Annotated in this window: 22 protein-coding genes; 12 read left to right on the top strand and 10 right to left on the bottom strand. The window is 67.9% G+C overall.

Features of this window, described 5'->3' with window-relative positions:
- The 9 genes from AC1Q5B_RS19315 to AC1Q5B_RS19275 all read right to left on the bottom strand — a co-directional run.
- A partial coding sequence (locus AC1Q5B_RS19315; RefSeq protein ID WP_492632792.1) for a serine dehydratase beta chain occupies nucleotides 1–77 on the bottom strand: 77 nt, incomplete at its 3' end.
- A gap of 40 nt (nucleotides 78–117) precedes the next feature.
- Nucleotides 118–717: a cytochrome b gene (locus AC1Q5B_RS19310; protein WP_492633062.1), complete on the bottom strand. Its 600-nt coding sequence runs from the start codon at nucleotides 715–717 to the stop codon at nucleotides 118–120.
- A complete protein-coding gene (locus AC1Q5B_RS19305) occupies nucleotides 717–2,057 on the bottom strand; it encodes a DUF3100 domain-containing protein (RefSeq protein WP_492633061.1) in 1,341 nt (446 codons plus the stop codon). Before AC1Q5B_RS19305 ends, AC1Q5B_RS19310 begins: the two co-directional genes overlap by 1 nt.
- A gap of 63 nt (nucleotides 2,058–2,120) precedes the next feature.
- A complete protein-coding gene (locus AC1Q5B_RS19300) occupies nucleotides 2,121–2,318 on the bottom strand; it encodes a tautomerase family protein (protein ID WP_492633060.1) in 198 nt (65 codons plus the stop codon).
- Nucleotides 2,319–2,321: 3 nt separating this feature from the next.
- Nucleotides 2,322–3,089 (bottom strand): 2-keto-4-pentenoate hydratase, encoded by a 768-nt coding sequence (locus tag AC1Q5B_RS19295; RefSeq protein WP_492633059.1) that lies wholly within the window; start codon nucleotides 3,087–3,089, stop codon nucleotides 2,322–2,324.
- Complete coding sequence (gene dmpG, locus AC1Q5B_RS19290; RefSeq protein WP_492633058.1) at nucleotides 3,086–4,129, bottom strand: 4-hydroxy-2-oxovalerate aldolase; 1,044 nt, start codon at nucleotides 4,127–4,129, stop codon at nucleotides 3,086–3,088. Before dmpG ends, AC1Q5B_RS19295 begins: the two co-directional genes overlap by 4 nt.
- Complete coding sequence (locus tag AC1Q5B_RS19285) at nucleotides 4,129–5,070, bottom strand: acetaldehyde dehydrogenase (acetylating) (RefSeq protein ID WP_492633057.1); 942 nt, start codon at nucleotides 5,068–5,070, stop codon at nucleotides 4,129–4,131. Before AC1Q5B_RS19285 ends, dmpG begins: the two co-directional genes overlap by 1 nt.
- Before the next feature lie 4 nt (nucleotides 5,071–5,074).
- Nucleotides 5,075–5,872 (bottom strand): 2-keto-4-pentenoate hydratase, encoded by a 798-nt coding sequence (locus AC1Q5B_RS19280; protein WP_492633056.1) that lies wholly within the window; start codon nucleotides 5,870–5,872, stop codon nucleotides 5,075–5,077.
- The gene (locus AC1Q5B_RS19275; protein WP_492633055.1) at nucleotides 5,853–7,346 is read right to left on the bottom strand and encodes a 2-hydroxymuconic semialdehyde dehydrogenase; all 1,494 of its coding nucleotides are present in this window, start codon (nucleotides 7,344–7,346) and stop codon (nucleotides 5,853–5,855) included. The genes AC1Q5B_RS19280 and AC1Q5B_RS19275 overlap by 20 nt, the downstream gene beginning before the upstream one ends.
- Nucleotides 7,347–7,587: 241 nt before the next feature.
- Between AC1Q5B_RS19275 and AC1Q5B_RS19270 the strand changes: the two genes are divergently transcribed.
- From AC1Q5B_RS19270 to AC1Q5B_RS19250, 5 genes are read left to right on the top strand one after another with little or no spacing between them, the layout of a single operon-like run.
- Nucleotides 7,588–8,742 carry an amidohydrolase gene (locus tag AC1Q5B_RS19270; RefSeq protein ID WP_492633054.1) on the top strand — a complete coding sequence of 385 codons (1,155 nt, stop codon included), beginning with the start codon at nucleotides 7,588–7,590 and terminating at the stop codon, nucleotides 8,740–8,742.
- A 59-nt stretch (nucleotides 8,743–8,801) separates the two neighbouring features.
- On the top strand, nucleotides 8,802–9,707 hold the full coding sequence (locus AC1Q5B_RS19265; RefSeq protein ID WP_492633053.1) for a VOC family protein: 906 nt from the start codon (nucleotides 8,802–8,804) through the stop codon (nucleotides 9,705–9,707).
- Entirely contained in the window at nucleotides 9,704–10,561 is an 858-nt protein-coding gene (locus AC1Q5B_RS19260; RefSeq protein ID WP_492633052.1) for a VOC family protein, read from the top strand. The genes AC1Q5B_RS19265 and AC1Q5B_RS19260 overlap by 4 nt, the downstream gene beginning before the upstream one ends.
- The gene (locus tag AC1Q5B_RS19255; protein WP_492633051.1) at nucleotides 10,558–11,238 is read left to right on the top strand and encodes a class II aldolase/adducin family protein; all 681 of its coding nucleotides are present in this window, start codon (nucleotides 10,558–10,560) and stop codon (nucleotides 11,236–11,238) included. Before AC1Q5B_RS19260 ends, AC1Q5B_RS19255 begins: the two co-directional genes overlap by 4 nt.
- A 38-nt stretch (nucleotides 11,239–11,276) precedes the next feature.
- A complete protein-coding gene (locus tag AC1Q5B_RS19250; RefSeq protein ID WP_492633050.1) occupies nucleotides 11,277–11,918 on the top strand; it encodes a ChuX/HutX family heme-like substrate-binding protein in 642 nt (213 codons plus the stop codon).
- A gap of 12 nt (nucleotides 11,919–11,930) precedes the next feature.
- On the opposite strand, the gene AC1Q5B_RS19245 is transcribed toward AC1Q5B_RS19250, so the two are convergent.
- Complete coding sequence (locus AC1Q5B_RS19245) at nucleotides 11,931–12,635, bottom strand: GntR family transcriptional regulator (RefSeq protein ID WP_492633049.1); 705 nt, start codon at nucleotides 12,633–12,635, stop codon at nucleotides 11,931–11,933.
- A 435-nt stretch (nucleotides 12,636–13,070) separates the two neighbouring features.
- On the opposite strand from AC1Q5B_RS19245, the gene AC1Q5B_RS19240 reads away from it, so the two are divergent.
- The 7 genes from AC1Q5B_RS19240 to AC1Q5B_RS19210 all read left to right on the top strand — a co-directional run bounded on the left by AC1Q5B_RS19240 (nucleotide 13,071) and on the right by AC1Q5B_RS19210 (nucleotide 26,094).
- On the top strand, nucleotides 13,071–15,989 hold the full coding sequence (locus tag AC1Q5B_RS19240) for a TonB-dependent receptor plug domain-containing protein (RefSeq protein ID WP_492633048.1): 2,919 nt from the start codon (nucleotides 13,071–13,073) through the stop codon (nucleotides 15,987–15,989).
- A 64-nt stretch (nucleotides 15,990–16,053) separates the two neighbouring features.
- Complete coding sequence (locus AC1Q5B_RS19235) at nucleotides 16,054–17,190, top strand: alpha/beta hydrolase (RefSeq protein ID WP_492633047.1); 1,137 nt, start codon at nucleotides 16,054–16,056, stop codon at nucleotides 17,188–17,190.
- A gap of 295 nt (nucleotides 17,191–17,485) precedes the next feature.
- Nucleotides 17,486–18,100, top strand: coding sequence for an RNA polymerase sigma factor (locus AC1Q5B_RS19230; RefSeq protein WP_492633046.1), 615 nt, complete (start codon nucleotides 17,486–17,488; stop codon nucleotides 18,098–18,100).
- The gene (locus AC1Q5B_RS19225; RefSeq protein WP_492633045.1) at nucleotides 18,093–19,244 is read left to right on the top strand and encodes a FecR family protein; all 1,152 of its coding nucleotides are present in this window, start codon (nucleotides 18,093–18,095) and stop codon (nucleotides 19,242–19,244) included. The genes AC1Q5B_RS19230 and AC1Q5B_RS19225 overlap by 8 nt, the downstream gene beginning before the upstream one ends.
- Before the next feature lie 17 nt (nucleotides 19,245–19,261).
- Nucleotides 19,262–21,625, top strand: coding sequence for a TonB-dependent receptor (locus AC1Q5B_RS19220; protein WP_492633044.1), 2,364 nt, complete (start codon nucleotides 19,262–19,264; stop codon nucleotides 21,623–21,625).
- Nucleotides 21,626–21,759: 134 nt separating this feature from the next.
- A complete protein-coding gene (locus tag AC1Q5B_RS19215) occupies nucleotides 21,760–23,880 on the top strand; it encodes a TonB-dependent receptor (protein ID WP_492633043.1) in 2,121 nt (706 codons plus the stop codon).
- Nucleotides 23,881–23,940: 60 nt separating this feature from the next.
- Nucleotides 23,941–26,094 (top strand): prolyl oligopeptidase family serine peptidase, encoded by a 2,154-nt coding sequence (locus AC1Q5B_RS19210; protein ID WP_492633042.1) that lies wholly within the window; start codon nucleotides 23,941–23,943, stop codon nucleotides 26,092–26,094.
- The last annotated feature ends 176 nt before the right edge of the window (nucleotides 26,095–26,270 follow it).

Here is a 26,270-nt window from a genome sequence, read left to right as displayed (position 1 = left end):
GCCCGCATCGGTCCGACCGTATGCGAAGAGCTCGGACCGATGCCGATCTTGAACAGGTCGAACGTGCTGACTGCCATTCAACGGATCCGCGTATCGCGCAGCACCGGGGCCGGCAGTCTATGCACGATCACGCGCCTCCGCTTCGCAGAAACGGGCGCGCCGCGACGGCCACATCCTCGACATCAGGCCATCCCGGCGGACGACCTGGTGGTGGATCGTCGCCAGCAGATGCACGACGACCAGCACGACCAGCGTCCAGAACAGCACGACATGGGCGGTGTCGACCGGCTTGCGCAGGTCGGCGTTCTTCGCCGCCAGGGCCGGCAGGTCCACCAGTCCGAACCAGGGCAGCGGCTGTCCTGCAACGGAGTTGAGCAGCCAGCCCGACAGCGGGATCGCGCAGAGCAGCGTGTAGAGCAGGACATGACTGATGCGGGCCGCACGCAGCTGCCAGGCCGGTCCCGCGAGGGGATCCGGCGCACGCGTCATGGCGCGCACGGCGATGCGTACAACGGCGAGCGCGAGGACGGTGATGCCGAGCGACTTGTGCAGTCCGTACATCGTCTTGCGCAGGTCGGTGCCGCGTTCGAGGTCGCCCATCACCAGGCCGATCGACGCTACCGCCACGATCAGCAGCACGCCCAGCCAATGCAGCAGCCGCACCGCGCGCGCCCACTCGGCCGGTGCTGGCGCCGCCGGTGTCCGCATCGACGACATCAGTGGAACAGCTCGGCGATGACGGCCGAGCCGAGGAACGCACCGGTGGCCGCGATCAGCGACACCACCACGATGCGCCACCCGAGCCGGCGGAACATGGGCAGCTTGCGCGCCACGGCGAAGCCGGCGAGGGCGAGCACGGTGGTGGTGATGCTCATGAACTGCACCTGGTTGATCAACTCCGCCGCGCGGCCGGCGAGTGGCCAGCCACCGGGCAGGGTCACCAGCGTCGCGCCGATCGCGAGGAACAGCATCAGCGGCAGCTTGCGCACGACCTGCTTGAGCAGCAGGCCCACCAGCACGATGCCGACCATGATCGCCACGCCTGGCAGCGTCTGCAGTGGCGCCACGCCGTACCCGATCCCGTTGCTGATCGTGATGCCGACGGCCATCAGCGCCAGCGCCAGCAGGCTGTCGCGCAGCGCGGGTCGGTCGTCCTCGCCTTCGAGCGCGGCGGCCACGTCGAGGTCGCTGGTGGACGGCGCGCTGCGTGCGAGCGCGGTGCGCCCGAGTACGGGCTCGAGCCGCGCGTACAGCCAGCTGCAGGCCGGCAGCGTGATGTAGGCGGCGAAGTAGAAACCCACCACGCCCGCGATCAGGTTGGCCGCACCGGCGATGGCGGTCAGCTCGCGCACGAACTCCGGCGACTGTCCGTGCGTGATCGGGCCGAGCGCGGCGGCCATCATGCTGCCGGAGCCGATGCCCGCCGCCATCGCCAGCGAGCGGATGTCGAAGAGGCCGGTCGCGGCGACGACGCTCGCCAGCAGCGACAGGTACACCGCGCCAAGCACGGTGCCGGTGATGTACTCGGCGAGCACGCCGCGTCCTTCGGCCGATTGCAGGCCGTACCGCTGGCCGATGATCACCATCGCGGTTTCGCGGCCGATGGAGAACGTGGCGCCGACCGCCTCGCGCTTGATGCCGAGTAGCAATGCGAGCGGCAGCGCCAGCACCATCGTGCCGAAGGCGTGCCCGAGCTCCTGGAAGGCCAGGGCCCAGCCCACCTTGCGCAGGGCCTCGATGTTGTAGCCGGCCATCAGGCCGAGCTTGACGATGAACAGCAGCAGCGCGGTGCCGAGCAGCTTGTCGGCGTAGTGCTGCAGCGGCAGCCCGAGTTGCAGCGCCGCCGGAAAACGCGCGTGCCACGCGGCGAGCGCGGTGGTCGCGAACAGCGTCATCAGCATCGGCAGGATCACGATGCTGGCCGGGCCGAGCGGGATGTTGATCGCCCCGATCCACTCCGCCACCGCCGTCGCCACCAGGACCACCAGCACCAGCCGCCACAGCTTCGGCGGAAACGCCGTGGGCACAGCGGACGAGGAGGTCGATGCGTCGGACATGGGCGGCGGCTCGTGTTCGGAGAGTCGGAGGATCGCGGAACGTCGTCGATGACGGCTGCAGCGTCAGCCGGCGCCGGGCGGTGGCCCCTTCGGTTCGCCGGCGGTGTACCACTGCGCCGGCGGAATCTCGTGGATCAGCACGCGCACGGCGGTGGCGGGGACGCCGAGATGCGTGGTGGCGGCCTCGGTCACGGCGCGGGCGAAGGCCTGCTGCTGTTCCTGCGTACGGCCGGCGAGGATGTGGGCATGGAGGATGGGCATGGATTACGCCTCGACGTTGAAGCCGCAGCGGCCGAGCGATTCGACCTCCAGCGACACATGGATGCCGGCCAGCAAGGCGCTGGCGGCGGTGGCGCCACCGGCCAGCACGATATCGCCCGGCTGCAGGGTTTCGCCCGCCTCCGCCACCACGCGCGCGGCGGCGACCAGGGAGCGCAGCGGGTGGCCGAGGATGGCGGCGGTGGAACCGAAGGCCTGCGGACGTCCGTCGAAGGCCATCACCAGGCCGAGATTGTCCAGATCCGTCGCGGCCGCATGCCACGGTCCGACGACGAACCCGGACGAAGAACTGTTGTCGGCGACGACATCGGTCAGCGAGAAGCGGAAATCCTGGTAGCGCGAATCGATGATCTCCAGCGCAGGCGCCACCGCGTCCACCGCGGCGAGCGCCTGCGGGGCGGTCACGCGGCCGGACAGCGGGCGACCGATCAGGAAGGCGACCTCCGGTTCGACGCGCGGATGCACGTAGTCGCGCAGGCGGATGCTGCCGCCGTCCTCGACCAGCATGCCCGAGGTCAGCCGGCCCCAGATCATGTCCGAGACGCCCATCTGCACCATTTTCGCGCGGCTGGTGAAGCCCATCTTCATGCCGATCCGGCGTTCGCCACGCTGCAGGCGGCGCTGGATGCTCAGGCGCTGGATGGCGTACGCCTGTTCCAGCGTCAGCGCTTCCTCCAGCTGCGGCGTGGCGGTGGCGGCGTGCGCGGCACCGTCGAGGCGTTCGGCGAGCGAGGCGAGGTCGTACTGCATCATGCGGCTTCCACCCGGGTGTTCTTGCGCGCCAGCAGATCCAGCGCGACGTCGACGATCATGTCTTCCTGCCCACCGACCATGCGGCGTTCGCCCAGTTCGATCAGGATCGAGCGCACGTCCAGTCCGTAGTCGGCCGCGGCTTTTTCCGCATGGCGCAGGAAACTCGAATACACGCCCGCATAACCGAGGCTCAATGTCTCGCGATCGACGCGGACCGGCCGGTCCTGCAGCGGACGTACCAGGTCTTCGGCCGCATCCATCAGCGTGAACAGGTCGCAGCCGTGCTTCCAGCCCATGCGTTCGGCGGTGGCGATGAAGACTTCCAGTGGCGCGTTGCCCGCGCCGGCGCCCATGCCGGCGAGCGACGCGTCGACGCGGGTGACGCCATGCTCGACCGCGACGACCGAATTGGCCACGCCCAGCGAGAGGTTGTGGTGGGCATGGATGCCGAGTTGCGTTTCCGGCTTCAGCGCATCGCGCAACGCCCGCACGCGGTCGCGGGTGGCGTCCATCGTCAACGCGCCGCCGGAGTCGGTCACGTACACGCAGTAAGCGCCGTAGCTCTCCATCTTCTTCGCCTGTTCGGCCAGTGCGTCGGGCGACGTCATGTGGCTCATCATCAGGAAGCCGGCGACGTCGATGTCCAGCCGGCGCGCTTCCTCGATGTGCTGGCGGGCGACATCGGCCTCGGTGCAGTGGGTGGCGACGCGCACCGAGCGCACGCCCGCCTTCACCGCCGCGCGCAGGTCGTGCACCGTGCCGATGCCCGGCAGCAGCAGCGTCGTCAGTCTGGCCTGCTTCACGCTGTCGGCGACGGCTTCGATCCATTCCAGGTCGCTGTGGCGGCCGAACCCGTAGTTGAAGCTGGAGCCGGCCAGGCCATCGCCATGCGCGACTTCGATCGCGGCGACGCCGGCGGCATCCAGTGCGCGCGCGATCGCGCGCACATGGCCCAGGCCGTACTGGTGGCGGATGGCGTGCATGCCGTCGCGCAGGGTGACGTCCTGGATGTACAGGGTCCCGTCATTCGGAGCAGCCATCACGCGACCTCCTGGCAGTGGGCGAGTTCGGCGATGCGCTCGGCTGCGGCCAGCGCGGCCGACGTCATGATGTCGAGGTTGCCGGCGTAGGCGGGCAGGTAGTGGCCGGCACCTTCCACTTCCAGGAAGACGGAAACCTTGAAGCCTGCCGCAGCCGCCGGATGGCGCAGGATCGCGGCACAGGTCGCCGCGTCCAGCCTCTCGAACTGCACGTCCTGCTTGAGCCGGTAGCCCGGCACGTAAGCGGCCACGGCGGCGACCATCGACTGGATGGAATCCCGGATCACCGTCTCGTCACCGCCTTCGGTCAGGCAGTACACGGTGTCGCGCATCATCAGCGGCGGCTCGGCGGGATTGAGCACGATGATGGCCTTGCCCTTGTCCGCGTGGCCGACCGTTTCGATCGCGCGCGAGGTGGTCTCGGTGAACTCGTCGATGTTCGCGCGCGTGCCCGGGCCGGCCGACTTGCTGGCGATGCTGGCGACGATCTCGGCGTAGCGTACCGACGCGACGCGCGACACCGCAGCGACGATCGGGATCGTCGCCTGGCCGCCGCAGGTCACCATGTTGAGGTTGCCGGCGTCGATGTGTTCGTCGAGATTGACCGCCGGCACCGCGTAGGGACCGACGGCTGCGGGCGTCAGGTCGACGGCGCGCTTGCCGTCGGCCTTCAGCCGTTCGGCATGGCGCAGATGCGCGCCGGCCGAGGTGGCATCGAACACCAGCGCGATGTCGCGGTACTCAGGCATCGCGCGCAGTCCTTCCAGTCCTTCGTGCGTGGTGGCGATGCCGAGGCGGCGTGCGCGCGCCAGGCCATCCGATTCCGGATCCACGCCGACCATCGCGACGATCTCCACGTTCCGCCCCTGCCGCAGCAGCTTGATCATCAGGTCGGTGCCGATGTTGCCCGACCCGATGATGGCGACCTTCATCTTGCCCATCGCATCACTCCCGCGAAAAGGTGGCGGACACCCGGCCCAGGCCGGAGATGCGCGCTTCGAAGACATCGCCGGCATTCACCGGCACCATGGGACCCAGTGCGCCGGACAGCACCACGTCGCCGGCGCGCAACGGTCGGCCGGTCCGCGCGGCAGTGCGCGCCAGCCACAGCACGGCGTTGAGCGGATTGCCCAGGCACGCGGCGCCGCAGCCGACCGAGACCGGTTCGCCGGCTTTTTCCAGGCTCATGCCGCACAGGCGCAGGTCGAACGCGTCGACCTTCTTCGGCGTGCCGCCGAGCACGTACAGTCCTGACGACGCGTTGTCGGCGATGGTGTCGAAGATGCTGATCTTCCAGTCGCGCACGCGGCTGTCGACGATCTCGATGGCCGGCAGCACGTAGCCGACGGCGTTGAGCACGTGGCCCAGCGTGGGCTGTTCGACCTCCAGGTCGCGTTCGAACACGAACGCAATCTCGGCTTCGACCTTGGGCTGGATCAGGCGCGACAGCGGCACTTCCTGGCCATCGCCATAGCCCATGTCGTCGAACAGCATGCCGTAATCGGGCTGGTCCACGCCGAGCTGCTTCTGCACGGCGACCGAGGTCAGGCCGACCTTGCGGCCGACGATGCGGCGGCCCGTGGCTTCGGCCGCTCGGGTCAGCAACGCCTGTACGGCGTACGCGGCGTCGATGCCGTCCGCTTCGATCAGCGGCTTCACCGGGTCGCACGGCGTGCGCGCATCGAGCGCGTGGCCGAGCAGGTCCGCCGCCTGGCGGACGGCGTCAGAGCTTGATGCAGACATTGCGCAACTCCGTGTAGAACTCGAGGCCGTGCACGCCGCCTTCGCGGCCGATGCCCGACTGCTTGGCGCCACCGAACGCAGTGCGCAGGTCGCGCAGGAACCAGCTGTTGACCCAGGCGATGCCGACCTCGATCGACGCCGCCACGCGGTGCGCGCGCGACACATCACGCGTCCAGATCGACGTCGCCAGGCCGTACGGCGTGTCGTTGGCCGCGGCGATGGCGTCTTCTTCGCGATCAAACGGGGTGATGTGGCAGCACGGCCCGAAAATCTCTTCGGTCAGCACGGTCGAGTCGGCCGGCAGCCCGGTCCAGATGGTGGGCTCCACCCACCAGCCGCCGGAGAGTGCGGACGGCAGTTGCGGCACGCCGCCGCCGGTCACGACGGTGGCGCCTTCGTTGCGCGCACGCGCGTAGTAGGAGAGCACCTTGTCGCGATGCTGCTGGCTGATCAGCGGACCGAAGCTGGTGTCCTCGTCCCAGGGATCGCCGGGATTCAGTGCCTCGGCCGCCGCTTTCAGCCTGAGGACGAACGCGTCGAAGATCGGGCGTTCGACATAGATGCGCTCGGTGCCCAGGCAGACCTGGCCGGAATTCAGGAAGGCCGAGCGCGTCACGCCCGCGACGGCGGCATCCAGGTCGCAGTCGGCGAACACCAGCGCCGCGTTCTTGCCGCCCAGTTCGAAGGACACTGGACGCACGCCGACCGCGGCCGCCTTCATGATCGCGGTGCCGGTGCGCGTCTCGCCGGTGAAGGTGATGCCGTTCACGCCGGGATGCTCGGTGAGGTACTGGCCCGCGCTGTCGGGGCCGAACCCGTGCACCACGTTGAACACGCCCGGCGGCACGCCGGCCTCGTTCATGACTTCGGCCAGCAAGGTGGTGGTGCTGGGCGTTTCTTCCGACGGTTTCACCACCACGGTGTTGCCGGACGCCAGCGCCGGCGCGACCTTCCAGGTCATCAGCAGCAGCGGGAGGTTCCAGGGACAGATCACCGCGATCACGCCGCGCGGCGTGCGCAGGCCGTAGTTGATCGCGGTGCCGCCATCGGGTGTCGGCGAGCGGAACGCTTCCGTGGCCGACTGCGCGATCTGGTCGGCGAACACGTCGAAGTTGGCGGCGCCGCGCGGAATGTCGAGATGGCTGGCCAGGTCGACCGGCTTGCCGGTGTCGCGGACCTCGGCGGCGAGGAATTCGTCGAAACGCGCGCGGATACCGTCGGCGACCTTGCGCAGCACGGCGGCGCGCTGGCCATCGGTGAATTTGCCCCACGGCCCCCGCAGGGCGGCGCGGGCGGCCTGCACCGCGCGGTCGACGGTGTCGGCATCGGCTTCGTGCACGTGGCTGACGGCCTGGCCGGTGGCCGGGTCGATGTTGGCGAACGGGGGCCGGGACGAGGTCACCGGCTGGCCGCCGATGTAATGCGTCACGACGGGAAGCGTGGCGGAATGAGGCTGTGCGGCAGGGTTGGTCATGGGGGGGCCGTGATGGATTCCATTCGGATTTACGAAATTCCCGAGGTGTGCCACGACGCTGCGTAGCGGCTCTGGGCGGTGAAGCTAAGTCAAAAAGTCGAAATTCGTCAATCGATCGAGGCGGATCATGCACGAATTCTGGACGGTTGTCGCGTAAATATCGAAATTATGTTTGACAAGCCCGGGGAGACTCTGGTCTGATCGCCTCATCCGGACCTTAAGTAGTGGAGTTCCCGCCCGCATGGCCGCCGTGCTCGATCCCCTGATTGCCCTCGCGCCCCGCATGACCGAATGGCGCCACCGCATCCATGCCTGGCCCGAACTGGGCTTCGAGGAGGAGCGGACCTCCGCCCTGGTGGCGGAGGTCCTGACGGGTCTCGGTCTGGACGTGCATACCGGCCTGGGCGGCACCGGCGTTGTCGCGGTCATCGACAGCGGCAAGCCGGGCATGTCGATCGGCCTGCGCGCCGACATGGACGCGCTGCCGATGGACGAACAGAGCGACCTGCCGTTCCGGTCGCAGCGCCCGGGCGTGGCCCACACCTGCGGCCATGACGGCCATACCTCGGCCCTGCTGGGCACGGCGCAGTACCTGGTGGCCCATCCGCCGGCCACGGGCCGCGTGGTGCTGATCTTCCAGCCGGCCGAAGAAGGCGGTCGCGGTGCGATCAAGATGGTCGAGGACGGCCTGTTCACGCGCTGGCCCTGCGACGAGGTCTACGCCTTCCACAACATGCCCGCGCTCAAGGGGGGCGAGGCCAGCGTGCGCACCGGCGCGACGCTGCAGTCGCTGGCGGTGTTCGAGATCGAGATCGAAGGCGTCGGCGGGCATGCCGCCGCCCCGCACCGTGCCAACGATCCACTGCAGGTCGCGGCGCGCCTGGCCGTCGAGATCAGCGCCATCGTCGGGCGCCACATCGACCCGATGGAAGCGGCGCTGATCAACGTCGGCAAGCTGCAGGCGGGCACCACGCACAACATCATTCCGTCCACGGCGTCGCTGAGCGGCACGATGCGCTCGCTGTCCAAGGACGTGCACGAAGAACTGCTCAAGCGCCTGCGCGCCCTGTGCGAAGGCTACGCGCAGATGTCCGGCTGCAGGATCGATCTGCAGATCCCGCATTCCTGTCCGCCCTGCATCAACTCGCCCGAACAGGCGGCGCTGGCGGCCCAGGCGATCGCCGACGTGCTGGGTGCGGACAACGTGAAGACCGACATGCGCGCGTACCCGTTCTCCGACGATTTCTCGTACATGCTGGAACAGTGGCCGGGCGCCTATCTGTTCCTGGGCATGGACAGCGCCATGTGCCACCACCCGACGTTCCGCTTCGACGACCAACTGTTGCCGGTCGCCGCCAGCGTGTTCGCCCGCATCGTGCAGCGCCGCTTGGGTTGATCGCGCCGCCGCGGGCATGATGAGGACTCCACCGGTCAACCTTTCCAGCAGGTAGCGCCATGCCGATCGCCATCGAACAACTGCGTTATGTCGTCCTCGGGACGCGCGATCCGGAGGCGGCGCGTCGTTTCGCCGTCGCCGAGCTGGGACTGCAGGTGGTGAACGAGAGCGCGGACGAGATTGCGCTGCGCTCGGACGAGCGGCAGTACAGCGTGGTGCTTTCGAAGGACGAGGCGCGACGCCAGGCGGTCGGCCTGGAAGTACGCGACGACGCGACGCTGGCCGCTGCGGCCGCCGCACTGGAAGCACGGGGCATCGCGCTGGTACGCGATCCGGCGCTGGCCTCGCGACGCAACGTGCGCGCGCTCGCCGCGTTCACCACACCGGGCGGGGTGCGCATCGAACTGGTCGTGCGTCCACAGAACCAGGCCTGGCGTTTCTTTCCCGCGCGCGATGCGGGCATTACCGGCCTGGTCGCCGCCTCGCTGCGCAGCACCGATGTCGCTGCGGACGAAGCGCTGCTGACCGACGTGTTCGGCCTGCGCGTCGCCGACTGGGTGGGCGACGCGGCCTACCTCGGTTTCGACAGCGCCCATCATCGCCTGGCGCTGCATCCCGCGGCGCGCGCCGGCGTGCTGGCGGTCGAGTTCGGCGTGGAAGGCATCAACCAGGTGATGCAGCAGTTCTACCGGTTGCGGCCGGAACCCGACGCCATCGTGCATGGCCCGGGTCGCCGCCCGGTGTCCGCGCAGGTGTTCCTGACGTTCCAGGGACCGGACGACGTGCTGTACGCCTTCGTCGCCGAGGGCACGCCGGTCGATCCCGCCGCGCCGCCGCGTCCGCGCCAGTTCGCCGACGGTCCCGCGTCGCATTGCGCGTGGGGCAGCGAATGCCGCGTGCCCGAACTCGACGGTCGCGCCGTCGCTCCCGCGCGTCCGGCGCTGCGCGGAGTGCCGCGCCCGTGATCCACCTGCGCGATGTCAGCTACGTCCGGCTGGGCACGCGCGACCTGGAAGGCGCGACGCGCTACGCCACCGCGATCCTCGGCCTGGAAATCAGCGAGCGCAGCCGCGGCGCCGTCTACTTCAAGTCCGACCAGCGCGAACACACGCTGTGCTATTTCGAGGGCGATCCCGCCGATCAGGGGGTGGCCTTCGAAGTCGACAGCCGGGCCGAACTCGATGCGGCCGGCGCCGAACTCGAGCGTCTGGGTCATCCGGTGCACCGCGGCACCGGGGACGAAGCGGCGCAGCGCAAGGTGCGCGACTTCGTCGCGTTCCGCGACCCCACCGGCAACCGCATCGAACTGGTGTGGCGTCCGCAGATGGAATCGCGCCGCTATCACGGCGAGCGCGACGCCGGCATCACCGGTTTCAGCCATGTCGGCCTGTGTACGACGGATGCCGTGCGCGACGAGGCGTTCTGGACCACGGTCTGCAATGCGCGTGTCAGCGACCGCATCGGCGATGCGCCGCTGCTGCGCATCGACGAGGTCCACCACAAGATCGCGCTGTTTCCGACCCATCGTGCCGGCATCCAGCACATCAACCACCAGGTCGAGACGTCCGACGACGTGCAGCGCTCGTTCCACTATCTCCGCGAGCAGGGCATTCCGGTCGTGTTCGGTCCGGGCCGGCATCCGACCTCGTCGGCGCGCTTCCTGTATTTCGAAGGACCGGATGGCATGGTCTACGAGTATTCGTCCGGCGTGCGCTCCATCGCCGACGAACTGATGTACCGCGAGCGGCAGTTCGAGTTCGCGCCGCCCGGTTTCTGCGAGTGGGGCGCCAAGCCCGAAATCAAGGAATTCAAGTCGTGAGCGGATCGCTGGATGCGCTGTCGCGCACCGTCCGCATCGCCTCCCGCGCGTTGGGCCGGCATGGCCTGGTCCATGCCTATGGGCACTGCAGCGCACGCATCGATGCGGACACGTTCCTCGTCGCGCCGTCGGGGCCGCTGGGCCTGGTGACGCCGGAGGATGCGTGCAGCGTGGTGCCGCTCGAGGGGCCGCTGCCCGAGGGCGTGTTGCCGGAGGTGCGGATCCATCGCGAGATCTATCGCCTGCGTCCCGAGGTCGGCGGCGTGGCGCGCGTGCAGCCGCCGAAGACAATGAGCCTCAGCGTGCTCGGTCGCACGCCGGTCGCGCGGCACGGATTCGGCAGCTACTTCCATCCGCAGCCGCCGCTGTGGGACGACCCGCTGCTGTTGCGATCCGACGAACAGGCGGCACGGCTGGCCGCGGAACTTGGCGACGCGCGCGCCATCGTGATGCGCGGCAACGGCGCGGTGACCGCGGGCGAATCGCTGCAGGCGGCCGTGGTGCTTGCGTGGTATCTGGAAGACGCATCGCGCGTCGAACTGGATTGCCTGTCGACGTCGCTGGAACCCACCCGTTTCACCGACACGCAATCGCAGGTGCGCGCCACCTGGAACGGACGCCTGCTCGAACGCATGTGGGATTACCTCACGGCCGGTGATCCCGAATCGACCGACTGACGCCACCCGTCTTCCTCCTCCAACGGAACCGCCACCGCATGAAGAACCTGCTCCTGACGGCGTCGCTGCTCGCGACGCTGGGCCTCGCCGGCCACGCCCACGCCTTCGATACCTGCGCTTCGGCCGACGACGCCAAGGTGATCCAGCACTACTACGCGCAGACGCGCCCGGGCGCGCCGCCGCCGCCGGTCAGCCGCCTGTTCCGCATGAAGGAAGCGACGGTGGTCAGTGCGCTCGACCAGAAGCAGGCCTACGGCATCCGCTCCAACCGCCTGTTCTTCGACCAGGTTTGGAAATCGGTCGACGCCTGGGGTGCCGATACGAAGATCGGCATCGTGTTCACCTCCGGTGGCATGCACGCGTGGAATTTTCCCAGCACCGTGCCGCAGACGCAGGCCAGCAGCAGCCTGATCTGGTACGACATGTACGCCGATGAGGGAGCCGGCGTGCATGGCCACATCACGCCGCAGGAGGTCGACCAGATCTGGGCGATGAAACTGCCGACCAAGGACGCCGACAAGTTCACCCGCATCCTGGCGTTCTACGGCAAGGAGGGCGACCTGATCGTCGGGCTGTACGCCTCCGAGGGCGTCAAGGCATTCGATCCGAAGGCCGTGGCCGGCTTCGAGAAGACCTGGGAACTGCTGGAGACCCAGCCGCGGATCTGCACCGCCGGCTGAGCGGACGTGCGGTCAGGCCGCCTCGAGGGCGGCCACCGCCTTGCGCACCTCGTCGTAGGTACGCATCAGGTGATCCTGGGTCAGCCGGCAGGCGCGCAGCGCGTTTCGGTCGATCGCGGCCTCGAAGATCGCCTGGTGCTCGTCATGCACGAAGCGCTTGCCGCGCGATGCGCTCAGCGAGACGCGGCGATAGCGTTCCGCCTGGTGGTAGAGCAGTTCCTGCAGCTTGATCAGCCACGGCGAGTCGCAGGCGGAGATCAGCGTGGTATGGAACTCGTGGTTGCGCTCTTCCCACGCGTCGAGCGTCTGCTGGGGCAGGGCCGGCGCCAGTTCGGTCACGTCCTTCTCGATGTCGCTCAGGGCCTCGAACGCCGCCCGCAGGCGCTGCTCCCACTCGGCGCCGCCGCGTTCGATCGACAGGCGCAGTGCCTCGGTTTCGATCAGATTGCGCACGCGCGAGATGTCGTCCAGCTCGTCCAGCGACAGCGGCGCGACCCAGAAGCCGCGCTGGTCCTCGGTCTTGACCAACTGGTCGCCGACCAGCCGCGCCAGCGCCTCGCGCAGCGGCGACATGCCGACGTCGTACTGCTGGACCAGAGCCTCCAGCTTGAGCTTGCTGCCGGCCGCCAGCTGGCCATGGACGATGTCGCGGCGCAGGCGCTGGTAGGCGCGGCGGGCCAGGGTGCGCGCGGATGACGGGGCTACTTGGGCATTCATGACGCCAGTGTGCGCGCCGAATTTCGAAAATCAAGCGCGCATCGCCGGCGCAGCGCAGCACCAGGGCGGGGAATTTCGATAACGATCATCGGTCACGAAAAAGCGCTTTTATTCTAAGTCATTGTTTATCCGATAAAGCTTGAGAGTTTCATAGGAAACCATCGTCTTCGCTTGGATGGATATGCAAAAAATATCGTAATTATTCTTGACAGCGCCCTGTCGCTTTGCTGCGATCCGGATGCCGTTCTAACGAAATTTCGTCGGGTTCTAAGCGCGAGCGGATGCCATCGCGTCGCGGGAGGGGCAGGGAAACACCGCCCGGGATACGGAACCGGCACAACCGATCCATCTGTCAGCCAATCAAGCCTCGGGGGAATGATGAGCAGTCGAGCAGGTCGTAAACGTGGGGTCGCCGGCGGGGTGTCGGTGTTGGCGATGTGCATCGCCGGGGCGTTGCATGCCCAGGAGGTCGCACCTGCCGAGGCCAAGGACCTGGATACGGTCGTCGTGACCGGCACCAACATCCGGGGTGCGGAGCCGGCGGGCAACGCGGTGCAGGTGATCAGCGCCGAGCAGATCCGCGACAGCGGCAAGGCGACCATCGGCGACTTCCTGCGCGACCTGCCGGCCAACTTCGCCGGTGGCGTCGGCATGTCCGACAACGTGCAGGGGGGCCAGGATTCCAGCGTGGCCGGTTCCAACATGACGGGCGGGCAGGGCGTGAACCTGCGCGGCCTCGGCGCGCTGTCGACGCTCGTGCTGGTCAACGGGCGCCGCGTGGCGGCCGCCGGCCAGTACGGCGACTTCGTCGACATCTCTTCCATCCCGACCAACGCCGTATCGCACATGGAGGTGCTGCTGGACGGCGCCTCGGCCGTGTACGGCTCGGACGCGGTCGGTGGCGTGGTGAACATCATCCTCAAGCGCAGCGACGACGGCGCGCATACCAGCGTGCGCGTGGGCAGCACCAGCCAGGGCGGCGGCGAGCAGGTGCAGGTCGGCCAGACCTGGGGCATGCAGTGGGACGGCGGCGGTCTTATCGCGGGCTACGAGTACAACCGCCAGGAGAACGTGCTGGCGAACGATCGCGACATCTACAACGGTGGCGACTTCAGCGACCGCGGCGGCATCAACTGGCGGCGCATGACGGCGCGTGCGGGTGCGGCGGCCAACCTGTTCAACGCGACCGCTGCGGGCAACGGCGTGGTCGCGCGTCGTGTTCCCGGTGGCGCCGGCACCGGCCTGACGGCCGGCAACCTGATCGCGGTGACCGACGGCGTGGGCAATACCTACAACGCGTGGGACAGGGTCGACATCCTGCCGGAGATGGAGCGCCACAGCGCGTTCTTCAGCTTCGAGCACGGGGTGGGCGAGGCACTCGAGTTCAATGGCGACCTGCGCTATTCGCAGCGCCGCGGCACCTACAACCAGGGCTACCAGGCGCTGTACGGCACGGTCGGCCCGAACAGCCCGTATTTCATTCCCGGCGTGGCGAACAACTACGGCGTGCTGATCGACGACCGTCCGCTGCAGCGCGAAGTCGAATCCGATGTGTTTGCCGCCTCGTTCGGCGCGCTGTTCGACCTGGCGGGCAGCTGGCGCGGTGAAGCCGCGCTGTCGTACAGCCGCGAAGAGCAGCGCCGCGATTCCGACGTCCAGCGCAACGCCAACATCTACGACTACCTGCCGGGTGCCGGTGGCTCGCAGGTGCAGGCACCCACGTCGATCCAGTGCAGCCAGGGCCTGGCGGCGAACGCCACCGTTGCGGCGCGCAACTACTGCGCCGGCCTGAACTACACCGCCTTCAATCCGTGGACCACGGATGCATTGCCCGACGCGGTGCTGGCGCAGCTGATCGGCTACGAGGACCTGAAGTTCACGTCGTGGCTGGCGCAGGCCAGCTTCAAGGTCGACGGCGACCTGTTCCAGATGCCGGGCGGTACCGCCAAGCTGGCGGCCGGCGTGGACTGGCGTCGCGAGAACATCGGGGGCGAACTGGACTTCAACTGGCGCTCGACCTCCGACCAGCATGAAGCCTTCGGCACGACCGAGCGCGATGTCGGCGCCCTGTTCACCGAACTCGCGTTCCCGCTGATCAGCAAGGACAACGCGATGGCGTTCGCGAAGAAGCTGGACCTGTCGATCGCCGGTCGCTACGAGCGCGGTCGCGGCCTGGGCGACTTCTCCACCTTCAACCCGAAGGTCGGCATCGACTTCAAGCCGACCGACGGCCTGACCTTGCGCGCCAGTTGGGGCACCTCGTTCCATGCGCCGCCGATGCGCTATGCCTACAACGGCGTGCAGCCGATCACCGGCGGCAACGGCGCGTTCATGCGTGCCGACCTGTACAGCGCGCCGTGCACCACGACGCTGGTCCCGCTCAATGGCGTGACCGGCACGCCCGGCGGCGCAGGCAATTGCACGTTCACCGCCATCGTCGTCTCCGGCGGCGCCGGCCCGACGCTGAAACCGGAAGAAGCGAAGACCTGGACGCTGGGCTTCGACTGGAAGCCGGAATGGCTGCCGGGCCTGCACGTGGGTGCCAGCTACTTCAACCTGAAGATCGACGACCGCATCGTCCGCATCCAATCGGGACAGCTGGGCGGCATCCTGGCCGAACTGTTCGCCACCGGCACCACGCCCTACATCAACAGCCTGGAGATCAACCCGGGCACGGCGCGCGTGCAGGACATCATCAGCAACGACCCGCGCTACCTGGGCCAGCTCGGTGCCGGTCCGGTGCAGAGTGCGGCCGATGTGGCGATGATCGTGAATGCGACCCAGCTCAACCTCGCCTCGCTGAAGATGGATGGCGTCGACTTCGATGTCAGTTACCGGTTCGAACCCGATCGCGCTGGCTCGCTGGAGCTGTTCGCGCGCGGCACCTGGCTGAACTCCTACGAAGTGGAAGCGACGCCGGGTTCCGGCTTCGTCGACCAGCTGGGCAAGTACAGTGCCGTCGGCAATCCCGTGCCGCTGCGTTCGATGCAGGGCGTGCGCTGGAACTACGGCAATCTCAATGCGTCGCTGACGATGAACTACGTCGACGACTACGAGTGCGCTTCCGGTTGCTTCCGTGCCAATGCGGCGGGCGTGCCGGTTGCGATCACCAGCCCGGTGAAGATCGACTCGTGGAAGACCTTCGACTTCAACATCGGCTACGATCTTTCCGCGCTGGGTGGACTGTTCACCGACGCGCGGGTGAACTTCACCGCCTTGAACTTCACCGACGCGGCGCCGCCGTTCATCGATGGCGGCACCGCCGCGAACGACGCCCTGGCGGATCCCTACGATCCGACCAACGCCAACGTGATGGGACGCACGCTGGTGCTGTCGTTCGACAAGCGCTGGTGATGGCCGGCAGGGCGTGCGCGACCTGGTCGCGCACGTGCATTGAAACGGGGGATCGGAGCAGATGATGAAAGCATGGGTGAGGGCGGGCTGGCTTGCCCTGGCGCTGGGCATGATGTCCGTGTCGTCGCACGCGTCGGCGGCGCCGCTGGTGGTTCCGGGCGCGCAGCAGTTCGACATCACTTCCACTGCCGGCAAGCGCACGTACCGCATCTTCGTGGGAATGCCTGCGAAGCCCGCGCCCGCCGGCGGTTACGGCGTGCTGTATGTCATGGACGGCAACGCGATGTTCCTGACCGCGCTCGAGTCGGTGCGCGCGCTGGAGCGCCGTCCGGACGTGCCCAAGGACCTCGCGACGGTGGTGGTCGGCATCGGTTATCCCGATGGCGTCGACACCGGCGTCGAACGCACGTTCGATCTGACGCCGCCCGGCAGCGGCAATCCACGTATCCAGGCTCCCAGCGGTGGCGCGGATGGCTTCCTTGCCTTCATCGAGCAGGACCTGAAGCCGAAGATCGCGTCGCTGGCGAAGACGGACCCGGACCGGCAGGGGATCTTCGGGCATTCGTTCGGCGGGCTGTTCGTGCTGCACGCACTGGCGACGAAGCCGGGCGCGTTCCAGTCCTACATGGCGGCGAGTCCGTCGGTGTGGTTCGACCCGCCGATCAGGGAAAGGCTCGGCGCGGCCAAGCCATCGCCGGATGCGTTGCCGCGGCTGCTGGTCACCGCGGGCGAGTACGAGCAGACACCGTCGCCGTCGATGCGCGTGCAACCCGATGCCGAACGCATGATGGCCGTGCTGCGCGAGCGCAGGCAGGTGGACAGCGCGCGTGGCATCGCCGAACAGGTCGGCAAGGCGCATGGCATGGAAACGCGCTTCATCGAGATTCCCGGCGAGGACCACGGCAGCGTGATTCCGTCCGCGATCGGACGGGCGGTCTACTTCATGCTCGCACCGCCGCTGCCGGTACCCGCCGTGCCCACCGCGAAGGCGTATCTGGAGATGACCCCGGAGCAGCGCTACGACCTGCGCCTGCGGGTCCGGGACCTGCCCGACGTCTCCCGCATCCCCTGGCTCAACGGGTTGAAGCAGACCCTGCATTCCGGACTGACGAAGGCCCAGGTCGAGACGCTGCACGCCGAGCGCAACCGGATGGATGCGGAGGGGGGTACCCGACCCCACGAGGTCAACGCGGACAAATGAGCCTGGCTCGACGCTTGTCGTGCGGGCGGGTCGGCGACAGCCCGGCTGGATAGGCCGGCGTATGCCTCGAGGGTGGGTCGGCCCTTCGGTTACAGCCCGGGACGCGTGGGGTGGACAGCGAGCATCGCGGGGCCATTCCGAGGAGGGCTGCCGGGCGCATCCGCGGGACGTCTGATGTCCGGATGGAATTGACGCGCCGCACAAGAGTCTGGCTAACTCGGAGTATCCATTACCTTCGCATCGACGGCAGGGACGAGCCGTTTCACTTTTGGCAGTTCCGTTCGTCTAGTCATTCATGGATCCCGTCCGCCATCCCGTTGAAGAGAGCGTCGAACTGACCAGGTCGGCCGTCCTTGCGGGTGATTCCGTCCCGTTTACGCCAGGGGTGGAGGGCGCGCAGGCCGCCGAGCTCGTCAGGAGCCTCAACACAACGCTCATCCGGTCGCTCCAGCTGAGGCTGGGGTCGTACGAGGATGCCCGCGAGGTCGCGCAGGAGGCTTACGCCCGCCTGCTGAATCTCGGTAACGACCAGGTCGTCAGTTTCCAGCGCGCCTTGCTGTTCAAGATCGCCCAGAACCTGGCCACCGACCTGCTGCGGCGCCGGGCGTATACCGAGCTGCCGGAACCCGATGGGCTGGACCTGTGGCCTGACCCCGGTGCCGATCCCGAACGCTCGGCGAGGGCGCGCTGGGTCGTCGAGCGGTTGCCGACCGTGCTCGCCGAGTTGCCGCCCAAGTGCGCCGAAGCCTTCCGCCTCGTCCGCATGGAGCAATGCAGTTTCAAGGAAGCGGGCGAACGGCTGGACCTGACGGACAGGATGGTACGGATTCATGTCGCACGGGCGCTGGCGCTCTGCCAGATGCGTTTCGATGAACTCAGGGACGACCGGGAAGGCGCCGATCATGAGTGACCAGATCCACACGGCGCGCGGGCAGGCGCTGCAGGAAGCGGCCGAATGGTTGCTGCGCCTGAGCGAGCGCGACCTGCAGGACGCCGACATCGACGCGTGGAACGCGTGGATGGAGGCCTCGCCGCTGCACGCGCAGGCGTTCGAGGACGTCCACCTGCTGTGGGACGCCGCGGCCGACGTCCGTTCCGAGCAGGTCGTGGAGGCACGGCAGGCACGCGTGGCGTCCCGTGGCGAAGCGCCGCGCGATGCGGTCCCCTCGCTGCCCGGCGTCACCGATGCGAGCTTCCGGCCCCGTTCGACGACGGTCCCGTCGCGCCGGCCATCGCCGCGGTCGCGTGCGCGCCGATGGATCGCCCTCGCGGCAAGCGTCGCGGCGGTGGCCGTGATGGCCGGCCTCTGGAAGCACGAAGCAACGCGCACGCCGGCCGAGCTCCATGTGGTGGCCGAGATCGGCGCGCCGCGGAAGACGACGCTGCCCGATGGGTCGCGCCTCGACCTGGACGCTGGCAGCGAAGTCGTCGTCCAGTTCAGCAGTCAGCGCCGCCAGGTGGAACTGGTGCGTGGCCAGGCCTATTTCTCGGTCGCCAAGGATCCCGGCAAGCCGTTCGAGGTGCGCGCCGGCGGCGCGATGGCGCAGGCATTGGGTACGCACTTCAGCGTCGCGCGCCGGAACGAGGGCGTGCGCGTGGTGGTGACGGAGGGGCGCGTGCAGGTGAGCGACCTGCGGGCGAATCGGGGCGGCATCGCCAACCATGTGGTGCAGCTCGTCGCCAACCAGAGCGCCACCCTGGCGGACGACGGTCCGTTGGATGGTCCTGTCGACCTCGACGCCACGTCGACGCTCGCCTGGCTGCAGGGCAAGGTCACCTACCGCAGCGAGACGCTGGGGAATGTCGTGGCCGACCTCAACCGGTACTCGCGGCTGCCGATCGTTCTCGAAGACAAGCAATTGGCGCAGCTGCGGGTGACCGGCCGCTGGAGCACCACCGACCTGGACGTGTGGCTGGACAGCGTGGCCCAGGCGCTGTCGCTGTCGGTGGTGCGCAAACAGGACGAGATCCTGCTGGTGCCGAACGTCCCCCGTTCCCGATTGCCCGGCGGGAAAGGCGCGACGGCGCCGAACCCTCCCACTGTTCGACGATAGGGAGACCATCGGGGATCTTGAGCGCACATGCAGGCCGGGCAGGAGCGAGCGTTCCCCGCGCGCAGCGATCGGGGACGGTCCCGTGCTGGCTGCGCATCGCGCTGCTGGTGGTGATCGGCTCCTTCGGCGCAGCGTCGAACGCGCAGGACCGGTCGCGGCAGGCCTCCACGTTCTCCATCCGCGCGCAGTCCCTCGAAGACGCGCTGATCGCGTTCTCCGAACAGTCCGGCATCCAGTTCGTCGCAATCGGCGACCTGAAGACGGCGCCGCGCGCACCGGCCGTGCGCGGCGTGCTGGCCAATGAAGAAGCGCTTCGCCAACTGCTCGCCCGCAGCGGCTTCGGCTACGCGTTCCGCGCCAATGGCGTGGTCACGATCTCACCCGCCACCGTACCGCCGCGTCCCGCACCGCCGGCGCCACCGGTCGCGCACGTACCGACCGAACTGGCGACCGTGCAGGTCACCGCACGGCGCCGCGTGGAGCGCAGCATCGACGTGCCGCTGGCGGTGACGGCACTGGACGGCGACCAGCTCGACGCCATGGGCGTCGCCAATGCCGCGCAAGCGATCGACTCGGTGCCGGGCGCATCCACGGTGGATGTGGGCGGCGGCTTCACCCAGGTGCAGATCCGCGGTGTCTCCAGTTCGCTGGGCGGCAACGACAATGGCTACTACCTCGACGAGATTCCCTTCACCGGCGTCACCGTGCCCTGGCATCCCGATGCACGCGCCTTCGATCTGGATCGGGTGGAAGTACTCAGGGGGCCGCAAGGCACGTTGTTCGGCGAAGGCTCGATGGGCGGTACCGTACGCATCCTCACCCGCAAGCCGGAGCTGGACCGTTTCGCGCTCCAGGCCCAGGGAGGATGGTCGGTGGCGAGCGGCGGCGGCAGTGGCTGGACGGCGAAGCTGATGCTCAATCTCCCGTTGCGGGAGGATCGCTTCGCCATACGCGCGGTAGCCACCGATGAATCGCTGCCCGGGTGGGTCGATCATGCGACGGACGGCCGTCGCAACATCAACACGCAGCATGTCCGCACCCGTCGGGTCCGCGCGACGTTCCTTCCCTCGGCGCGGTGGCAACTGGACGCGGCGCACTGGTCCTACGACTCCAGCGCACCGGGCGGCGGTTATGCGGCCAACGACGACATGCAGGTCTCCTACTACTACGGGCGTAACGCGGACTGGACCACCTCCAACCTGGTGAGCACGTACGACGCCGGGGACTCCACCCTCACCTATACCTACGCGGAAGCCGACCTCGCCCAGCGGCAGCAAGGCGAGATCCTGCCGCAGACGGTCTACGACAGCGCGATCGACATCGGTGTGCGCACCCATGAACTGCGCTGGAGTTCGACGGGCCCGCGCACGGTGTCGTGGACTTGGGGTGCCTATCGCCGCCAGGCACGCCGTTCCGATGCCAGCGCGATCGGCGATGTCGCGCCGAGCCGGGCACGCCAGGAGAACGAGGGTGGCGCACTGTTCGGCGATCTCACGGTGCTGCTGCCCTGGCCCGACTGGAGCGTCAACCTGGGCCTGCGTTACTTCCAGGACCGGGTATCGGGCGTGTCGCTGACAGGCGACGCGCAGACCACGCTGGACGAACGTTTCCGCAGCTGGAATCCGCGCCTCGGAGTGTCGTGGAAGCCTGCACGCGACGCGACGGTCTACGCGAGTCTTGCCAAGGGCTTCCGCTCCGGCCAACTGCAGCCGATCACTTCGCTGTTGCTGGCCGAACAGGCCGGGATCGCGCTGCCGACCCGCATCGACTCCGACCGCATCCTCACCGCCGAATTCGGCGCGAAGGCGCTGGCCTACGAGGGCCGGCTGCTGATGGAAGGCGCGCTCTTCCACAGCCGCTGGCGCGACGTACCGGTGCGGGTGCCGGTGACGGACGTCTTCAACGGCCTGGTCAATTCCGACGGCGCCGAGATCCAGGGGGCGGAGGTGGGTCTTACCTACCAGCCCGGCGAAAGCCTGTCGTTCCATCTTGAAACCGCATGGATCGATGCGACCTACACGGCGGATGTCGAAGGCACCGCGATTGCCCGCGGCACGCCGGTGTACAACGTGCCCCGCCTGACATGGAGCGCCGCCGGCGAGTATCACCGCACGCTCGGCCGTGGCATGCGGGGCGTGGCACGTGCAGGACTGCGTTATCACAGCGCACGACAGGTCTCCCTGATCCAGGGGACGCCCGGCGACGACATCCTGTCGGCCAACGTGCGGCTGGGCATCGAGACGGCAGCGGGATGGAGCGTCGCGGTCTACGGCGATAACCTGACCAACGAGCAAGGTGCGGACGACGCGCGCACCACGCGCGGGCTCGCGACGCGCCTGCGACCGCGCACGCTCGGCGTGGAGTTCGAAGTCCGTTACTGATGCAACGAAAATGGTGGCAGTGAAAATTTCATTTCTGGTTCACCTGATCGTCACGGCTTTCTGAGAGGGCCAGGCGTCGGCGTCTGGTTCTCGCTCGCGCATACGCGCCCCATCGAGCCACCAGGAGAGCCCCAGTGAATCACATTGCCCGCTTTTCGTCGTTCCCGTCTACGCCGCGTCCCGCACGCGCGGCCTTGTGTCTCGGCATCGCCACCGCGTTGTTGTTCGCAAGCGGTGTGCATGCGCAGGAGAGCAGCGACAACGCCTCCGCCACCCCCACGGAAGATGCGCAGCCGAAGGCGGAGGGCGTCAAGGATCTGGGCTCGGTGACCGTGACCGCACGCAAGCGCACCGAACGCCAGCTCGACGTGCCGATCGCGATGTCGGCCGTTACCGGCGAGCAGATCGATGCATTCGGCATCACCAACGTGGCCGAGATCATCGCCATGACGCCCGGCGCAGGCTCGGTCGACAACGGCGGCGGCTTCACGCAGGTGCAGATCCGTGGCGTCTCCAGCTCGCTGGGCGGCAACGACAACGGCTACTACCTGGACGAAATTCCCTTCACCGGCGTCAGCGTGCCGTGGTATCCCGAAGCCCGCTCGTGGGATATCGATCGTGTCGAGATCCTCAAGGGGCCGCAGGGCACGCTGTTCGGCGAAGGCTCGATGGGCGGTACGGTCCGCATCCTCACGCGCAAGCCCGACTTCAATGTGTTCGAAGGCGCCATCGAGGCCTCGGCCTCCACGACCCAGGGCGGCAGTGATGGCTGGGGCGGCAAGGCCGTGGTGAACATCCCGCTGATCGACGACCGCCTGGCGGCCCGTGTCGCGGTGACCGACGAAAAGCTCTCGGGCTGGACCGACGACAACAACACGGGCGACAAGGACATCAACGAGCAGCGGGTGAAGACCGGTCGCGTGAAGGTCCGCTTCGCCCCGGTCGAGCAGTGGACGATGGACCTGGCGTACTGGAAGTACAAATCTGAAGCGCCCGGTGGCGGCAACGGCGCGCTGGACGACCTGACCACCAATTCGTTCTACAGCAACGACGACGAGTGGCACACCGCCAGCTTCGTCAGCACCTACGACTTCGGCGGATCGGAACTGTTCTACTCGTTCGCCGATGCGGAACTGGACTATGCCAACGACGGCATGCTGAATCCGACGACCACCTACGTCAGCAACATCAACCTGCAGGTCCGCACGCAGGAACTGCGGTGGTCCTCCACCGGCGACCGCACGGTCGACTGGACCGTGGGCTATTACCTGCGCGAAGCCGAGCGCAACGACGCCTCGCAGGTGGGCGGCGCGCCGCCCAGCCGCTCGACCCAGACCAACGATGCGTACGCGGTATTCGGCGAAGTCACCGTCAAGCTGCCCGATCCGCGTTGGGCGGTGACCGGCGGCATCCGCTACTTCAGCGATGACGTGGACGCGATCTCGGTGTCGACCACGCGCACCTCGACGCTCGACGCCAAGTTCGACAGCTGGAACCCGCGCGTCTCGCTGTCGTACAAGCCGCAGGAAGACACCACGCTGTACGCAAGCGCTGCCCGTGGTTTCCGCTCCGGCCAGCTGCAGCCGATCTCGTCGATACTCCTGGCCGAAGCCAATGGCATCGAGCTGCCGTCGACGATCAGTCCGGACTCGATCACCACGTATGAAGTGGGCGCGAAGTCGCTGTTCCTCGACGGCAGCCTGCTGGTGGAAGGTGCCGTGTTCTACAGCGACTGGAAGGACGTCGCGGTGCGCGTACCCATCACCTCCACGATCAACGGCCTGACCAACTCCAAGGGCACCGAGAACAAGGGCGTGGAAGTGAACGTCGTCTACACGCCGACGGCGTCGCTGATGTTGCAGGTGGGCGGTTCGATCATCGATGCCACCTACGTGGCCGACGTGCCCGGTACGCCGTTGAACAAGGGCACCGATGTCTACAACGTGCCGCGCAACAGCTTCACCGCATCGGCGGCCTACAGTTGGGACGTCGCTGCCGACCTGCGCGGCGTGGTGCGCTCGGGGGTCGTGTACGACTCGGCGCGCGAGACGGCACTCACCGCCGGTTCGCCCGGCGATGAGATCACGATGCTCGACGCACGCATCGGTCTGGAATCCGACAATGGATGGTCGGCGTTCCTGTATGGCGAGAACCTGACCAACGAGGACGGCGCACTGAATGCACGCACCACGCTGGGCGTGGCCAACCGCCTGCGTCCGCGCACCTACGGTGTGGTCTTCCGCTACAGCTTCTAACCCGACCGACCTGCCGGCAGCCACGACGGTGGCTGCCGGCCCTTCAACAGGACAGAATCCATGCACCTCGAAATCAGGACGCCGCGCTTGCATGCGCTGGCGCTGGTCGCGCTGGCGGCGGCATCCCCCGCGATGTCGCAGACGCCGGACGATCCCCAATGGCTGGAGCCGCCGCACGACGAGCGGGCGCTGGAGTGGGCGCGCGCCAAGACGGCTGCGTCCCAAGCGGCGCTACGTCGCCTGCCGGCCTATGCGACGGTCAAGGCAGAACTGGCCACGGCGCTGGCCACCGGCGCGGCCGAGCCCGACATCACCCTGCTGGGGCCGCGCGCCGTGCGCTTCCTGCGCGATGCCGAGCATCCCTACGGCCTGCTGCAACTCGCCACGCGGGACAATGAAGGTCTGCCGGGACCGTGGCGCACGGTGCTGGATGTGGGTCAGCTGCGCAAGACCGAAGGCGCGCCGCTGGAACTGCAGGCCTACGACCTGTCGAGCGCCTGCCTGTCTCCGGCATTCAGCCGATGCCTGCTGCGTCTGTCGCCGGCCGGGGGCGACGAAGTCGAGATCCGCGAGTTCGACCTCGACAAGGCCGCGTTCGTCGAAGGAGGCTTCAGGACGCCGAAGGCGCGTGCCTTCGCCGAATGGATGGGTCCCGACCAGATCATCGTCGAGCACACGGCCCAGGGCGCCGCCAGGACCTTGGCCGGCTGGCCGGCATCCGTGCGCCTGTGGAAGCGGGGCGAGCCGCTCGCGAATGCACGCGAGGTTTACGCCGCCGAACCTTCCGACGCCATCGTGCAGCTGTTCGCGGTGGGCGAAGGCGCACAACGGCGCGGCGTCATCGTGCGTGCGATCAACTACTCCACCTTCGAGATCTTCGCGGTAACCGCGGAGGGGCGTCTGGAGAAGGCCGCGCTGCCGCGTTCGCTCAAGCCGATGGCCGTGCAGGCGCTGGTGGGCGACCAGGTCGTGGTCCAGCTGGGTACCGATGAGGTCGTCGAAGGCACCCGCTATCCCGCCGAAACCCTGCTTGCATGGAACAGCGACCCCGCCGTGCCGGCAGGCAGGAAGGTCACGCGCATCTATACGCCGTCCGAAGGCGACTACCTGGGCGGGCGCAGCGATATCGCCAGTGCACAGGGCAAGCTGGCGTTCGTGGTCAATCGCAGGCTGGTACCGCGCGTGCTGTTCGCCAGTCCGTCCGCCGACGGTTGGAACGTCGAGGAAGCGCTGGCCGGGCAGCCGGGCGACAACATCTCGGTGCGCGGCGGCGGCAGTTCCGACGACGACCTGATCGTCGCCACGAACGGCTTCGTCAGTCCGCGCCGGCAGGAAGTGTTCCGTCCTGGCCAGGCGCCGAAGTTGCTGGCGAAGGATCGCTCGTTGTTCGAAGAGGGGCGATACGTCACTGAGATCCGTACGGCGACATCCCGTGACGGCACCGACGTGGACTACTACCTGCTCCGGCCAAGGGCGCCTGCCGCCGGCACGCAGCCGCTCTTCATGACGGGCTACGGCGCCTTCGGCATCTCGTATCGTCCGGGCTACTTCGACTACACCGTGGGCGGACCGGCCTTCAAGCTGTGGCTGGACCGTGGCGGCTCGCTGGCGATCCCTGCGATCCGGGGCGGTGGCGAACGCGGCGAAGCCTGGCACCAGGCGGCGATCCGCAAGGACCGCCAGCGCTCTTACGACGACTTCATCGCCGTGGCCGAGCAGCTCGTGTCGACCGGCTATACCACCCCGAAGCAGATCGGCGTGTTCGGCATGTCGAACGGCGGCCTGCTGTCGGCCACGCTCGGCACGCAGCGGCCGGACCTGTTCGGCGCAGTGGTCAGCGACGTGCCGTTGACCGACCTCATCCGCATGCGCCACATGGGCATGGGGGCGGCCTGGATCAACGAGTACGGCAATCCCGACAAGCCTGACGAGGCCGCGGCGATGCTCGCCTATTCGCCGATGCAGAACGTCCGCAAGGGCGCGACGTATCCGCCGTTCCTGGTGACCATCTCAACCGAAGACAACCGGGTCGGCCCGGGCCACGCACGCAAGCTCGCCGCCCGCCTGTACGACGTGGGCGCGCCCGTCCACTTCCTCGAGGACGAGGAAGGCGGGCACGGCGTGAGCGATGCGTTCCGCAATCCCGAACTCATGGCGCTGCGCATGACCTTCCTGATCGATGCGCTGATCCCGAAGGACGCATCACCACGTTGAGCCTGCAGAAATCCTGAGTGGAAAAGCGGAAACCGGGGCTCGACACGTGAAGTCGGGCCCCGGTATTTTGGAGCCCGCGTTACTGCGGACAGCGGGCAAACCTGACGTCCGCTTCCGACCCTGGATTCAACCGATCAGCGCGCAGGTATGTCGATATCCCGCTGCCGGCGCTTCGT

The organism is Pseudoxanthomonas sp. GW835-FHT14C01 (assembly GCF_058793715.1).
Note: the sequence above shows the minus strand (reverse complement) of the source record. Positions and strands in the feature narration are given on the sequence as shown.